The 16,674-nt window shown below is 42.4% G+C and carries 7 protein-coding genes; 4 read left to right on the top strand and 3 right to left on the bottom strand.

Going from position 1 to position 16,674, the window contains the following annotated elements; translation table 11 throughout:
- Nucleotides 1-315 precede the first annotated feature (315 nt).
- Complete coding sequence (locus ACLI1A_RS17020; protein WP_411409886.1) at nt 316-2,160, top strand: mechanosensitive ion channel domain-containing protein; 1,845 nt, start codon at nt 316-318, stop codon at nt 2,158-2,160.
- Nucleotides 2,161-2,281: 121 nt separating this feature from the next.
- Here the strand turns inward: ACLI1A_RS17020 and ACLI1A_RS17015 are convergent, their stop codons facing one another.
- The 3 genes from ACLI1A_RS17015 to ACLI1A_RS17005 form a co-directional block, all read right to left on the bottom strand.
- Nucleotides 2,282-2,878 carry a hypothetical protein gene (locus ACLI1A_RS17015; protein WP_411409885.1) on the bottom strand — a complete coding sequence of 199 codons (597 nt, stop codon included), beginning with the start codon at nt 2,876-2,878 and terminating at the stop codon, nt 2,282-2,284.
- A gap of 189 nt (nt 2,879-3,067) precedes the next feature.
- Entirely contained in the window at nt 3,068-3,619 is a 552-nt protein-coding gene (locus ACLI1A_RS17010) for a hypothetical protein (protein ID WP_411409884.1), read from the bottom strand.
- Between the two features lie 117 nt (nt 3,620-3,736).
- Entirely contained in the window at nt 3,737-4,564 is an 828-nt protein-coding gene (locus ACLI1A_RS17005; protein ID WP_411409883.1) for a hypothetical protein, read from the bottom strand.
- Between the two features lie 313 nt (nt 4,565-4,877).
- Between ACLI1A_RS17005 and ACLI1A_RS17000 the strand changes: the two genes are divergently transcribed.
- The 3 genes from ACLI1A_RS17000 (at nt 4,878) to ACLI1A_RS16990 (ending at nt 16,619) form a co-directional block, all read left to right on the top strand.
- Nucleotides 4,878-6,455 (top strand): helix-turn-helix domain-containing protein, encoded by a 1,578-nt coding sequence (locus tag ACLI1A_RS17000; RefSeq protein WP_411409882.1) that lies wholly within the window; start codon nt 4,878-4,880, stop codon nt 6,453-6,455.
- Nucleotides 6,452-7,612 (top strand): tetratricopeptide repeat protein, encoded by a 1,161-nt coding sequence (locus ACLI1A_RS16995; RefSeq protein WP_411409881.1) that lies wholly within the window; start codon nt 6,452-6,454, stop codon nt 7,610-7,612. Before ACLI1A_RS17000 ends, ACLI1A_RS16995 begins: the two co-directional genes overlap by 4 nt.
- A 157-nt stretch (nt 7,613-7,769) precedes the next feature.
- Nucleotides 7,770-16,619, top strand: a complete 8,850-nt coding sequence (locus tag ACLI1A_RS16990) for a choice-of-anchor J domain-containing protein (RefSeq protein ID WP_411409880.1) — start codon at nt 7,770-7,772, stop codon at nt 16,617-16,619.
- Nucleotides 16,620-16,674: the final 55 nt, after the last annotated feature.

Here is a 16,674-nt window from a genome sequence, read left to right as displayed (position 1 = left end):
CACAATATTTAAATTTTATCAGAAAGACCTCTATTGAAAACTCAAACAAAACGTGTAAAAACTATGATTTTTAAGCAGATACGGTTGGGGTGCTGTTTGCTTCTGTTAAAGTTAGCGGAATTTGACGCAGGTTTTTCTGTTTAACTTTTTTTTAACATAATAATATTGTAAGTTTTTACTGAATTAAAACACAAACAACTTATTAACAATCATTTACAACAAAACCACACATTCAGTATTTTCTAAAAATAATCCTCTATGTAAAAGATTTATCAAAAAACTGTACCTTAGAGTTACTCCTGAAACACATTTGGCATGATGAAAAAAGTACTTTCTATTACTCATGTACTCATTTTGTTATTAGTACATTCGGCCTGTTTCGCCCAAAAAAAAGACTCGGTTTCCACAGCCGGAGCCGACTCTGTAAACACTGCTCTTTTAGCCGATTATAAAAAACAATACACGAAACTGGAAACCCAGCGCCTGCAGGATTCCATAAAAAAATCAGCACTACAGCAACAGCTTGAAATGCTAAAAAACGACAAAACAGCCCGTGAAGACCTGCAACAACAAATAAAAAAACTTGAGGAAAAACAGGATGAAGGCTACACACTGCGAAAAGCCAAAATAGATTCGTTACGGCAAACGGCCAAAAGCTTCCCCGTATACGGTTTTTTTGATGATACACTGTTTGTAATTTACAACAGGCTGGGCAGCTTTTCGGCAGCAGACCGGGCCGATGCCATTACACAACGAATAAAAAAACTAAGCAATAGCGGCACCTTTACCAGCGACTCCCTTATCGTAGCCGATAACGGTACTGCCTGCGAAGTGAGCTACGGCGAAACCATACTGGTAAGCGTTACAGAAGATGATGCTTTGTGGAACAACACCTCCCGGAAAAACCTGGCCAACTCCTACAAAGTAAAAATAAGCAAGGCCATTAACGAATACCATTCTGAAATAAGCCCTACCGAACTCCTTAAGGAAATAGGTATGGCCATAGCCCTGCTGGGGCTTATATTCCTTATTATATTTTATACCCAAAAATTATTTAAATGGACTGCCCTGAAAATAAGCGGGCAACAGGATAAGCTTATTAAATCTTTTTCGGTTACTAACTACACCATATTAGATTCGCACAAGCTTACGCAGGTAATTTTGTTTGTAAACACGGTTGTAAAATGGGTACTTATCATTGTACTTATATACATATCGTTACCCCTACTCTTTGCCATATTCCCCTGGACGAGCGGGCTGGCCGAAAAGCTGTTGTCTTATTTTTTAAATCCCATAAAAAACATAGGCCGCAGTGTAATTAACTATTTGCCTAACCTGTTTACCATTATAGTAATTGTATTTGTGTTTAAGTATGTAATAAAGCTATTAAAGTACTTTGCAGACGAAATAAAAACGGGCAAATTAAAAATAGACGGCTTTTATCCTGACTGGGCATCGCCTTCGTTCCAAATTATACGTATAATACTCTATGCGTTTATGTTTACGGTTATTTTTCCGTACCTGCCGGGCAGCGAAAGCCCGGTGTTTAAGGGTGTATCGGTATTCCTGGGAGTGCTGTTCACCTTTGGGTCGTCGGGTTCGTTAAGCAACGTAATGTCAGGGCTGGTGCTTACCTACATGAGGGCTTTTAAAATAGGCGACCGCGTAAAAATAGGCGACATTACCGGCGACGTTATAGAAAAATCGTTACTGGTAACCCGGATACGCACCCCGAAAAACGAGATTATATCGGTACCGAACTCAAACGTAATGAGTAGCCACACCATAAACTACAGCAGCGATGCCCCCGAAAAAGGCCTTATACTGCACACTACCGTAACCATAGGGTATGATGTGCCATGGCAGGATATGTACAAAGCACTGATTGAAGCGGCCCTGCGTACACAGCATATATTAAAAGACCCAAAACCTTTTGTGCTGCAAACAAGCCTGGAGGATTTTTATGTGTCTTACCAAATTAATGCCTACACCCGCGAACCCGGAAAACAAGCGGCCATTTACTCAGAACTGCACCAGAATATTCAGGATTGCTGTAATGAAGCGGGTATAGAAATTATGTCGCCGCATTACAGGGCAGGGAGAGATGGTAGCACCAGCACCATACCTGAGTCGTACAGGAAGGATAAACCGGAATTGTAAGCCATCCAAAGAAACCTATTGAGTCGGCTATAATAACGCCTACCAACTGTATTATTTTGGTAAGCAGTTGACTTTAATGCATAAAAAAACGAAGCCTTTTAAGGGCTTCGTTTTTTTATGGTTAAGAATTATAATCTGCTAACCATGTAGGGTGATCCGGTTCAAAAACCCGTAAGGTATCCACCAATTTACCGTCCTTTTTTATGGTTAGGGCTTCTGTATAAACATTAGATCTTTTATTATAAATCCACTCTATAATTTCTTCACTTCTTCTTTTTTCAAAATTAAGTTCTCTTTCGGTTATTACTTTTAGTTCTCCATTAACTACACCAAGGCTTACATTACTGTAATATTTTTCAGAACTCATATTATTTATGTTAGAGCCCAAAAAACACGAAAAAACAACATCTGTATCTATCCCTATCATGCCCTTACCGAATACAGGTTTTTCATATTTCCGAATTAAGAACAAGCGCCTTTTTTTTAGATTGTCTTTCTCATTAGAAAGCTCCTCTTCGTTCATATATGATTCATCCCTTATAGTATTAGTTATTGAATAGAAACCAAATCTGACGCTATAACAACTCTCAAGTTTACTAACTAAAGATTCCCATTCTTCATCATTAATAGAATTATCATAAAAACCAATCCCGAATTGATATTCCAATTCTGTAAATTCCTCAATAAATTGTTTTACATCTTCTAAAGTATAACCCATATGTTTTTATTTATTTTCAGATACTAATTTATTCCATTTTCCAAAGTGAGATACTTTACTGAAGTAAGTTGTTCCCCCAATAGCAGATTCACTTCGTCAGTTCGGGCAAGCCCTCGGGTGTAATCCGGGAGTGTCTAAAAAACGAAGCCTTTTAAGGGCTTCGTTTTTTTATAAATAAATATTGAAAGATTAACTATCCTTCAGGTATTCATTAAGTGAAAAGTTATCGTAGTTGCTTGGCTCAGAATAACGTTCTGTTAAAATAAATTTACCGAGCTTTTTAATATCTAAATCAGAAGGATTATATATGCTTGCTTTCCATCCCATAACAGCCATAGTTGAACGGTTTAAATAAGTTGACATTGTCCCTATAATTTTTAACTCTTTTTCTATCTGAGCGATAATAAAGCCCTCAGAAATTATGTTTTCAACAGGTTTATCAGTTGGATTTTGGATAGAAGTATATGCCACCCAAATATCACCATAATTCTTATTTTGATAAGTACTAAGTTTATATAAGTGGCGGGGAACATATTCAATTGGGTTTTCCTTCTCAGTTAGGCTATCTTCTTCAAAAATTCCTAACCCCTCATCAAGTTCGTCAATTGCCATTCCATACAATTCCCTGACCGTTTGATTAAACGCATCTAAGTCATTGAGATGCGATTTTGACCAACAATCAGCTTCTTTTGCTAAGAAATGCAAAATAAATTCCCTTACTTGTTCCATTATTTTATCCATTTATCTTTTTTCGTTTTCTGTTCAACACTTCCTTCAACCGATTCACCATCGGCTTTAAAATTATAGGCTAATATTCTATACTTTGGGTTTGCCTCGGGTAAAATCCATGCTATCGGGTTATTTACTTAACGCCTCTTCGAGAGCAGTACATCGTTCTTTAAAATACGTTAAGTCAAAATCAGGGAACAATTTTGGAAACCGCTTGATGATATTTTTCATTTGATGCAAAACCCCTTCAACCGAATAGGTAAACGTTCCGTCTCTAAATTTATCTCCAAAGGCATGTGGACCTTCCAAATATTGTCCGCCATATTCTATAAAAACAGGTTTAAAATTGCCTAACTTTTTTATAATTTCATCAGTATCTATATAAAAATATTGCCAGTAATACACCGCCTTGCACTGTAACATGGTATTGTAATACTCCTCTAAACCCATATCCATTTTAAACCAGATACCCGAATCATAAAAGTACATAGGGCATGGGTAAACACCTTCTTCACGCAATATGCAGCCAAAAGTACCGTCCTGCCCATGGCCGGATCCATTTATATAATTCAGCTTAGGTAAAAAGTCTTTCCAGATAGCTTCAGCTTCGGGTTGTGGGTTATTTTGCCAAAAGCGGCTATCGTTATTATAAATATCCCAAAAATTTGAATGACTCCCCAACGATTCAATTAGACTTAGCAGTTGAAATCCTCCCCAAATATATTCCTCATCATTTTGACTGGGTGCAGAATCCCAATCAAACGTTAAAGCACCTATAGAATCATACTGATAATCCTCTTTAGGTATTTCGATTTTCATGCGTTCCTGAGCTTTAGAAAGTAATCGTTGACTAAAAAAATCAACATTGTTTTTTACCTCAGTTAAATTGTTTTTACTTATATGTATTTTATTATTCTCACAGATTTCAATAATAAAATCTTCAAATTTTTCTAACATGTATTTTCTATGGATTGATGGTTTATAATAGTGCAGCCACTAAGAGCCAAGTATAAGAAAAATCCGGATAGTTTACTATTCATTTCAACATAAATTATGACTCAACAGAACTGCGATAGCGGATTTAAAATCCGCCTATCGGGAATTGTAGCACCAACACCATACCCGGGTCGTACAGGAAGAAAGAAGAATAGCGTTTCCGGATAAACAATTCATAACGAGCAGCATCATACTCATAAACCTGCTTAATATTAGCCCCGTGTAATTAAAGGGGGTAAAATGCATATATTTGTGAGGTAGTTATACCGGTGCAATGCATATAAACCAATTAAAATGCCGTAGTTTTTACACGCTGCTTACCGTGGCGGTATTTTTATTTTTTTATAGCAGCTATGCACAACAGTCTGAGTTTAACACCCTTTACAAAAAGGCTTCGGAAGACATTTTTCACGAGCCATCGGTTATAAACAACATCCTTTCGTACTTAAAAAGTAATGCCAAAGGGAGTGAACAAAAGTCTCAGGTTGCGGTACTTTATTCAGACTATTACCTTTCCAGGGGAGAATACGATAAATCTTTAGAATACATTTTTAGTGCCGGCGAAAATTTAGAATCGGTATCCGATTCTCTAAAGTTGGAAATAATACTGAGGAAAGCGCAGCTGGTGCACAGCCTGAAACTCCACAGCCAGTTTGAAGACTACGAAGAGCAGGCCAACAAAATTTTTAAGAACCACGAAGAAAACTGGCTTTTAAAAACCAAAATACAAAACGAGTACGAAAAAGCCTATGTGCTTATCCACCGGGATAGTATGGCGGCTGCCGAAAAAATTATAGATAACGCATTTAAGCTATACACTTCGGCGCGAATAAAAGATAACGACCTGTATGCAGGCTACGCTATTTTAAAGGCGCTTACAAACACCGGCACAAACAAGGCCGCGCAGTACCTTACCACTGCACTGGAAAACTATAAAACAGACACAGGATATAACCGGCTGCAAAAAGCCGCCGTTATGGTACTGCTGTCGGACTGCCTAAGGAAAGACAACCGCAATGAGGAAGCCATAAGCCTGTTAACCGGTGCCGAAAGCGAAACAGTGCTTTTTGAAAATCCTTATATAGAAAGCAGCATATACGAACGCCTGTCTACTTACTTTACAGGCTACATGACCCCGGCACAGCAAATACAGTACAACGAAAAGTTTGTTTCGGCCTACACAGAAATTCATGATAATGAAATTACCGCACTAAACAGCTTTTACAAATTGTATAAAAGCGAGATGGAAACCACGTACAGCGCTGCGGAGTCAGAAAAAACCATGTACTACATAGTATTAGCAGGCTTGTTATTCGTTGTGGTTATTACATTCTACGTTTTGCACATTTACAAAAACCTCAGGGTACGCAAGCTTACAGAAATAATAGGCTACCTGGAGGTACCAAACAAGCTGCTGGAGAAAAAACCTGTGGTATTAAAATCGCTTTCGGCTAAGGAAAAAGACAAAAAAATAAACATGCCCGATGACACAGAGCGCATGATACTGGAAAAGCTTAAGGTTTTTGAACAGTCGGGTAAGTTTACAAACCCTAACATGTCGCTGGCACTACTGGCCGGTGAAACCGATGTTAATACCAAATACCTGTCTGAGGTAATAAACAACCATTATAACGATAACTACAACACCTACATAAACAAGCTTAGGGTAAACTATATTATAGAAAAGCTTAAAAACGACCCTAACTACCTTAACTACAAAATTAGCTACCTGGCCGAAGAAAGCGGATTTTCTTCGCACAGTAGCTTTACTACGGTTTTCCGCAACATTGCCGGCATATCGCCTACCGAGTTTATACAGGTAATGAGCAAACAAATACAACAAAAGGCATGAAAGTAAAGGCTATCCTATACAATCTTGTTGTGCTTGTGGCGGTATTTTGCTGCCTGAGCCCTGCTGTTTGCTTTGCACAGAACAAAGTTCCACTGGATACCATAGTACACCGTACCAAGCTGATAATGTACAAAGACCCGGAAAAGGTAATACGAATTGCTGATTCGGTTTATAAAAGTTCGGCCGAAGACTCGCCCGAAAGGGTTAAGGCGCTGCTGATGAAAGCGCAGGGCTATACCGGAAAGCGCGACTATGAAAAAAGCCTGGATTACCTGCAAAAGGCAGAAGCCATGGTACAAAAAACCAACGACGAAAGCCTGCAGGCTACGGTAATAAACAGGTTGGCCATAATGTACCAGCAACTTAAAATATACGATAAGGCTCTGGAAAATATAGACCGCTGTAACGAATATATTAAGAACCATAACATAAAAGATGCTACCTTTATACTGGGAACCAACAATATAGTAAAAGGCATTATATATAAAGAGCAACTAAGCTGCGAGTTGGCCTTAGACTATTTTGATAAAGGCATTGCGCAGTTTAATAAAATAATAGGTCCCAGGGTGCAGCCAAACCTGAGCATAGCCGAATACAATAAAGGCCAATGCCACACTGCTATGAACAATTACACCACAGCAGAAGCCTGCTATAAAAAAGCAGTAGCCTATGCCAGTAGTGTAAACGCTAACAGCCTTGAAGCTTTTGCTTTAAAAGGGCTTGCCGATGTGTATGCCCGCCAGGGGAAAAATAACCAGGCCATAGAAAACTTTAATAAAGCACTGGAACTTTCTAAAGATGTAGGCGACATAGTACTGGAAGGAACCATTTATAACGGGCTTGCCGAAAACTACCTGCTAACGGGAGATACCATACGTTTCAGGAAGTACCGGGAGCTTTTCCTGAAGAGCCAGTCTGCCGTAAAGGAAGCCGAACGAAAAGCCATAAGCGATTCGGTAAACGAGCTTACCAATACCCAGAAGAAAAACATTCTTTCCCTAAACAGGAAGTTTACCATTACTACATTAATCCTTGTTTTATCCATTTTTGCAGCGCTGTTTTTCACCGCCCGATACTATTTCAGGAGCAGAAAAACTATTAATGCACAAAAAAAGAAGCTTCAGCAGATACTCGAATCAAGAAAAGGAAGCAATTAGCATTAAAAAAAGATTACGATTACAACCATCAACATTTCAATATGTTACATTTTTTTAAAGGCTTTTAAAATTACCGAATTACAAAAGCCATCATAAAATTTAGGTATAAGGTTTCATTTAACTTTGCTTTTAAGTTAATAATTACTAACCAGAATAAATGGCTATACAACTACCTAAACCCAAAGCGCTGGCACAACCAGCAAAAGGCACCCGCAACGGTGGGCGCCTGTCCGGCCAAAAAAACAAAGTATCGGCAGTGCTGCTGATGTTATTGTTGTTTTTGGGGAATACTGCATTTGCCCAATTATCACTTGAAAATTTTGGTAGTGGTATACCTGCTACCTGGGCACAGATAAATAGTGGATCCTCTTCCATAAACTGGGGTACCTCTACAGACGGATATTTAGATACGAGCGCGGCATACATAAACCCGGGCTCAGTAAACATAGGTGCCGGAAATACTTCTACGCACTACCTGGTAACTCCATTGGTCACAGTGCCGGCCAATGGGGAAATCAGTTTCTACACAAAACAGAACGACAACATAGACCATGGTAATATTTACCAGGTACGTATTTCTACCGCCGGGCAAACCGACCCTTCTGGTTTTAGCACCATCCTGGCTACGTGGACTGAGGCACAGCTGAACACAGTTTCGCCTATAGGTTACGAACACAAAACAGTAACCATACCATCGAGCATTACACCGGGCATTGGTGTTTATATCGCTTTTGTGGTAATAAACGACCAGCCGGGCGCAAGCCCTGACGCTGATGCATGGTATATAGATAACGTATCGGTAGCTACAGCAGAAGTATGCGACCCGGTACTTGCAGCAAACTTTACTACAAGTAACGTTTCTACCACCACAGCAACACTAAGCTGGACACATCCATCAGCAACCAACTTCCAAATACAAATAGTGGCCGACGGCGCTACTCCCGGCACCGTAGGCACAGCAACCGGAAGCACTTATAATGCTTCCGGTCTTACAGCAAATACAAACTACGACGTATATATTAAGGCACTTTGCTCATCTTCGTCAAGCACGTGGGCGGGGCCTTTTAACCTTACCACACTTACTCCGGGCATGTCGTGTAATGCTCCTATTGTAATACCTGCCACAGGTAGTACCTATACCTATACGGGTAACCTTAACACATTCCAAAACGCATCTTTGGTGTATAGTACACAAGGATCTAACTGTCTTTCTCCGTCTATAACACAAAACTACCTTAACGGAGCCAAGGCATTCTTTTCGTACACTCCTACAACCGATGGTCTTGTAACCATGACGCAGATTGTACCCACTGCAAGTTTAAATGCTTTTTCATCGCTGTTAGTATATGACAGCTGTGCAAGTGTAGGCGTATCATGCTTGGCGGGTACATTAACGGTTGCTAAAAACGTATTAAAGGTTATACCTAACTTCCCGGTTCAGGCTAACCATACGTATATCATTGTAGTGTCATCACAATTGGCACAAACAGCAAGTATAACATTTACATTTACGCTAAATCCTTCAACCTGCCCTACTCCGGGAGTTATTTCGTATAACAACCTTCAGCAGAACTCGGTTAAATTTTCATGGAATAACGTAAACAATTATATCAGTAACTGGCAGTATGCCGTGGTAGCGGCAGGAGCAGCAGCACCTACTACCGGCACAAGCACAACTACCAATACAGACAATCTTATTTCAGGGCTTACTGCAAATACGTCTTACGACTTTTATGTAAGGCCGGTATGTGGTGGTACGCCGGGTGCATGGAGCATTGCCTACCGTTTTAAAACCCAGTGTTCTCCATACAGCACCCCTTACAGCACTAACTTTACAGGAGCCACGGCAGCAGCCCCTCAGGCATGCTGGACGGGTATCGACGTAAACGCCGATGGTACATCTTGGACCTACCTGAGCAGCTATGCTACCATGCAAACCAACACCTACCAAAACGACAACAACGATATGTTTGTAACGCCTCAGGTAGTGTTTACAGGAGCTCAAAAAAGGCTGCGTTTTAAACACCAGGTTGTAGGAGGAGTATCCAGCTATTCTATAAAACTGAGTACTACAGGTGTGGGATATAATGATTTTACCTATACCCTGATGCCCGAAACGCAAATAACAAACACCACATGGCAGGAAAAAATCATAAACATTCCGGCCAGTATTTCGGGTAACGTAAACATTGCGTTTATCGTTACACCAGGGTCAGGAAGTACTGCTACACGTATTTCTATAGACGATGTTTATATAGAAGACAAACCCGCCTGTTCTGACCCTATAACCCCTACTGTGGCTAACATTACCACTACAGGCGCCAGTCTTTCATGGACGCTGGGCGATGTAGAAACACAGTGGCAGGTAGTGGTACAGCCTGCAGGAACCGGTATACCTACTACCAATACCGGAATTATAGCTAATACCAATACAAACTTTGCAGTAACGGGCCTTAACCCGGCTACGCAGTACGAATATTATGTAAGAGCATACTGTAACGATACCCAGCAAAGTAACTGGGTAGGCCCTGTGGCATTTACAACCCTGTGTGCCGTGTTTGAAGTACCGTATACAGAAAACTTTAACGATACTGATTTAGTAAACTCGCACCAGTTTTGCTGGTCTACACTAAACGCCAATAACGACGGCCCGGCGTGGTCACTAACTTCTACAACACAGGCCAGTATACAAATGCCCCTTTTTGGCACGGTAACCGGTTTTGATGACTGGCTTATAAGCCCTGCAATAAACGTACAGGGTACCAAGGCGCTTAAATTTAATTATAAAGCTCTTGTAAGTGCTTTCTTTACCACGGCTCGATTTGGTGTAGAAGTACTTATGTCTACTACTGACACAAACCCTTCAAGCTTTAGTGTTATTATGCCTTTAATGGAGTTTACTAACACTGACTACCTTGAAAAATCACTATTCATAAACGCAAACGGCCCTGTGTACATAGCGTTTAGGGTGCCGCCAACCTATGTAGTAAGCCCTTCGTCTATCTTTTATCTTGATGATGTAAGGATTGAGGATGCTCCTGATTGCCCGGATCCTTCGGCACTTGCGGTAAGCAACGTGGGCATAAACAGCGCAGACATGAGTTGGGATGCCGGTTTCATTGAAACCCAATGGCAGGTAGCTATCCAGCCACAAGGAACGGGCGTACCTACTACCGGCACTATGGTAACCAGCAACAACTACAGCATTACTACGCTTACAGCTGATACTAACTACGAAGTGTATATAAGGGCATACTGTAACGACACTGACCAGAGCGACTGGATAGGTCCTGTAAACTTTAAAACACTGTGTGAGGCCTACCCTTCTCCGTTTATTGAAACGTTTAACCCAGATTCGGCTACTGAGCATTGCTGGGTGGTAAGAAACGACAACAACGATGTGGGTGAGTGGAACATGAACTCTAACTCTAACCCTTATGAGGGTACACAGGCGGCAGGCATCTTTACAGGATTTAACGGCGCTAATGATGACTGGTTAATATCGCCAACCATTACCGTTACGGCAAACCAGCGCCTAAGGTACTACTACAGGGTATTCAGCTCAGAATTTACCGAAGACCTTGAAGTAAAACTGAGTACAACCGGCATAACACCTGCTGATTTTACTACTACACTATATACGACTGATACCGATACTACTCCGCTTAACAATGAGCAGTATAAGGTAAAAATCATCAACCTGCCTGCTGGTATTACCGGTAATATTAACATAGGATTCCACATTCCTCAGGAAACACCAAATGCATGGGGCTACAGGGGCCAGTTACTGGTTATAGACAACGTAATTATAGAAGACAGGCCTGCCTGCCCGGCTCCGGTAAACCTTACTACAGTAACCATAGGCGATACCCAAGTACAGCTTGGGTGGGATAGTGTAGGCTCTGAAACCGCATGGGATGTATACGTACAGCCTGCCGGAATCCCTGCCCCTGTGGGCAATGGTAACGCTGCGTACCTAACGAGTGTTACTACTAACCCTGCAACAATATCAGGCCTTACAGCCGCTACACAATACGATTATTATGTAAGGGCAGCCTGTTCAGATACTGAAGACAGCGAATGGTCGCAGCCGTTTACCTTTACCACCATGTGTCCGCTGGATACTGCGTGTGAATATACCTTTACGCTTACTAACCCGCTTTCGGGAGGATTATCGGGCGAAGTACAGGTAATACAAAACCAGCTTGTAGTGGCTTCGTTAGACCTTACGAGCACCAGTGCCGGTGCTACAAATACCTTTACCGTATTCCTGTGTGATGGCGTAGAGTTCTCACTACTTTGGGATGGTATAGGCTACGTACCGGGCAACAGTGCCAGTACTGTACTACAAATTACAAAAGACGGCCAAAACGTATGGACAAGCCCTGCACCATTTGGCCCGATGAACGATATTATATATACAGGTTTTGCATCGTGCAGCCCTGTAACCTGCCCTATGCCTACTAACCTTGCTGCTGCCGAAAACGGTACGCTTACCTGGACAGCAGGCGGATCTGAAACACAGTGGGAAGTATTTATTCAACCGCTGGATAACGGTACACTGCCACAGTCGGGTATTTTGGTAAATACACCTTCATACATCCCTACAGCAAGTGATTTCAGCTCTGTTACAGCAGGCACTTACGAGTTCTTTGTAAGGGCTGTATGCGGCACAAATAACACCAGTTTCTGGAGTGGTGCAAAATCGTTTGTAAGGAACGACAGTGCACAAAATGCTATTGTAATCCCTGTAAACAGCGGTGAGCAATGTGTAACTTCAGGCGAAAAAGCATCATTTGCAGGTGCAACGGCTTCTGCTGAGGCTACAACCTGCGCTGGCACTAATAACGGCGATATATGGTATGAGTTTACCGCTACATCTACAGCACACATTATAGAGCTGGTAGATTTCTCTGGTGTGTACTATATTTCTACCGGAAACCCAGCTCACCCTGCCGTAACCATGACACTATATCATGTAAACGGTTCAACGCTTGAACAAATGGCCTGCAGCACTAACAACACCCTGCTTGCTGCCTATTCTACCGCTACTATAGCCGGTGAAACATACAAAATAAGGCTTACGCTAAACAATGCACAGCCAAACACCTACACGTTTAATGTATGTGTAAAAACTCCTGAAGAACTATGTGCACTGAATGTGCCTAATGCCAGCTTTGAAGAGCCTGAGGCTACTACAGGATTACTGGATAATTATTACAGGACTAATGTGGTACCGGCATGGCGCTACAACATCCCTTCAAACCAGGGAATGCTATATATAGATGCACTGAATGTAACAGGCATCCAGGCATATGACGGTGGCCAGTTTATACAGCTGTTAACCCCAGAAACAGCCTATGATCCTAACGACTTAGTGAACATTCAGGGACTTTACCAGGACCTTGACAGTTCAGAAATTACCCGATACGACTTTAGTTTTGCCCAGGCAACACGTTTTCCAGGGCTTTCAGTAGAACTTTGGGCCGGACCTCCTGCCGGTCCGTTTGAAGAAGTTGCCGATAACGTAAGCCTTTCGTCTTGGCAACTAATAACCGGTACTTACAACGTACCTGCCGGACAAAACATTACAAGGTTTATTTTCCGTGCCAAAGACAATGGCATAGGAAACGTGCTGGATGCCGTGAGCATAATACCTCACGTAGAAATAGTAACCCAGCCTACTTCGCTTGACTGTTCTCAGAATTCAATGAACCTTGAGGCAATAGGCGTAGGAAACTGGACTGCCGATGCTGCAAACCCTACAGCGGTTACGTTTACAAACGCATCAGCTACAAACACTACCGTTAACGGCCTTGTAGATACCGGTAACTATAAGTTCTATTGGAACACCCGTTACTGCCAGAAGAGCATTACCATAGCTAATGTGGCTAACGACGAAGTACCGGTGGTAACTACCCCGGTAACCTACTGCCAGGATGCAGTAGCTACTGCCCTAACCGCTCCTGCGCTGGACGGTTATACAATAGTATGGTATGACGTAGCTGAGAACGGTACTCCGCTTGCTTCGGCTCCGGTACCGGCAACCACAACTCCGGGTACTACCACGTATTATGTGGCTTATGTAAACGGAGAAGGATGTGAAGGCGACAGGGCTGCCGTAGAGGTTGTTGTAAACCCTACAATTGTACCTACCGTAACCTTTGGTTACGATGCCCCTTCATACTGCGCGCTTGCCACAGCTCCGGTTATAACCCTTGCTGACGGATTTACCACAGGTGGTACCTTTACAGCTACTCCTGCAGGACTTAGCATAAACGCGCAAACAGGCGAAATAAACCTTAGCGAAAGTATTGCTGCCGAATACCAGGTAACCTATACCCTTGACGCAAGCGGCTGTACACTTGCCGGATCATACAGCACTACTGTAACAGTAACACCGGCAGCTGCATCGGTAACAGAATTTAGTTATGCCACCCCAATATGTCTTAGCACACAGTATGCAATATTACCTGTAACAGCTACAGAATTTACTACGGGCGGAACTTACAGCTCTGCAACACTAACAGTTGATGCCGTAACAGGCCAGGTAGATGTAGCTTCTGCAACAGCAGGAATACACACCATAACTTATACTGTAGCTAATAATGCTACTACCTGTGTAGCTGCGGGTACTTATTCTTTCGAAATTGAATTTACAACTCCTGCTACTGCGGTAACAGGCTTTACCTACCCTGCACAACTGTGCCTAAGCATTCAGGATGCCGTAGTGCCTACAACTGCTATCGGATTTACAACAGGCGGTACGTTCAGCTCAACTACACTAACGGTTGATGCTGTAACAGGTCAGGTTGATGTAGCTTCTGCAACAGCAGGAACACATACCATAACCTATACCGTTGCCGAAAACACGGTTGACTGTATTGCAGCAGGTACCTCATCTTTTGATATTGAGTTTACAACTCCTGCTACAGCGGTAACAGGATTTACCTACCCTGCACAACTGTGCCTTAGTACTCAGGACGCCGTAGTACCAACTACCGCAACCGGATTTACAACAGGCGGTACGTTCAGTTCAACTACATTAACGGTTGACGCTGTAACAGGTCAGGTTGATGTAGCTTCTGCAACAGCAGGAACACATACCATAACCTATACCGTTGCCGAAAACACGGTTGACTGTATTGCAGCGGGTACCTCATCTTTTGATATTGAGTTTACAACTCCTGCTACTGCCGTAACAGGCTTTACCTACCCTGCACAACTGTGCCTTAGCACTCAGGATGCTGTGGTGCCAATTACCGCAACCGGATTTACAACAGGTGGTACGTTCAGTTCAACTACACTAACGGTAGATGCTGTAACAGGTCAGGTAGATGTAGCTTCTGCAACAGCAGGAACACATACCATAACCTATACCGTTGCCGAGAACACGGTTGACTGTATTGCAGCAGGTACCTCTTCTTTTGATATTGAGTTTACAACTCCTGCAACTGCAGTAACAGGGTTTACATACCCTGCACAACTGTGCCTTAGCACTCAGGATGTAGTAGTACCAACTACCACAACCGGATTTACAACAGGCGGTACGTTCAGCTCAACTACACTAACCGTAGATGCTGTAACAGGTCAAGTTGATGTGGCTTCTGCTACAGCAGGAACGCATACTATTACCTACACAGTAGCGGACAATGCTGCATTATGCCTAACAGGCGGAACAGGTTCTTTTGATATACTGTTTACAAATCCTGTTACGCCGGTAACCGCATTTACCTTTGCTAATGATTATTGTATAGCCGAAGAAAACCCGCTTCCTGCAACGGCAGAAGGTTTCTACACCGGAGGTACTTTTAGTGCCGATGGCGGCTTACCTATAAATGCAACAACAGGCGAAATAGACTTAGCCAATGCTACAGGGGGTGTTTATAACATTACCTACACTGTAAACGCATCAAACTGTAATGCAGGAGGCAGCACTACAGTAAGCGTAACCATTACAGCTCTTAGTACTCCTGTAGCAAGCTTTGCCTACGAAACCCCTGCATGTATCAATGCAAATGAGGAACTGGTACCGGTGTTACCTGAAAACTTTACGTTTGGTGGAACTTTTGCTTCGGCTACCCTTACTGTAGATGCCGAAAGCGGTGTAATAAGCCTTGCATCAGCACAGGCGGGTACGCATACCATAACCTACACTCTTGCTGTAGATGCCGTAACCTGTACCGCAGCTGCAACTTACACCACAACGGTAGAACTTACCGCTCCTGTGGTTCCTGTAACAGGGTTTAGCTACCAAACCACGTATTGCAGCAACAGTGCAAACGCTGTTCCTGAACTGGCTTCGGGCTTTACAGCCGGTGGTACGTTTACAGCACCGCAAGGTGTGGTTATCAATGCCGAAACCGGTGAGATAAACATTGCGCAAAGCCAGGCAGGCACTTACGAAATTAAGTACACTGTTGAGGCAGATGCCGACACTTGTAATACAGGCGGTACAACTGCGTTTACCATAACTATTACAAACGAGATAAACGTTACTGTAACTCAGGAGTGCCGCGGAAACGAAACCTGGCTCGTAGCAACGGTAGAAGAATCTATAAGCGACAGTGTAATTTTCGAATGGAATAATGAAGCTGGCGTTACTGTAGCTGTAGATACTCCTGAGTTTAATGTTACTAATTACTATAATGAAGCTACCATGACATTGCCTCTGGGCTTTACCGTAACGGCTTCGTTAGGTGACTGTACCGCTACCGCTCAATACACTGTAGAAAGCATTACCTGCAGTATTCCGAAGGGTATATCGCCGGACAACGACGGCCTGAACGACAGTTTCGACCTAAGCGGTATGCAGGTAGAAAAAATAAGTATATACAACCGATATGGCCGCGAAATGTGGCACTATACCGGCAGCTATACGAACCAGTGGCACGGCCAGGATAATAATGATAACGAACTGCCTACCGGTACTTATTTCTACAGCCTTGAAACATCGGGCGGTAAAAAAGTAACAGGCTGGGTATATATTAACCGCAGGGTTAAATAATAAAGATTTTTCATAAGAGGAGAACCTGCCCTGAGGGATAAGCATCAGGACAAAG

The sequence above is a fragment of the Flavobacterium sp. RHBU_3 genome, from assembly GCF_046613565.1.
Classification (GTDB): Bacteria; Bacteroidota; Bacteroidia; order Flavobacteriales; family Flavobacteriaceae; genus Flavobacterium.
Note: the sequence above shows the minus strand (reverse complement) of the source record. Positions and strands in the feature narration are given on the sequence as shown.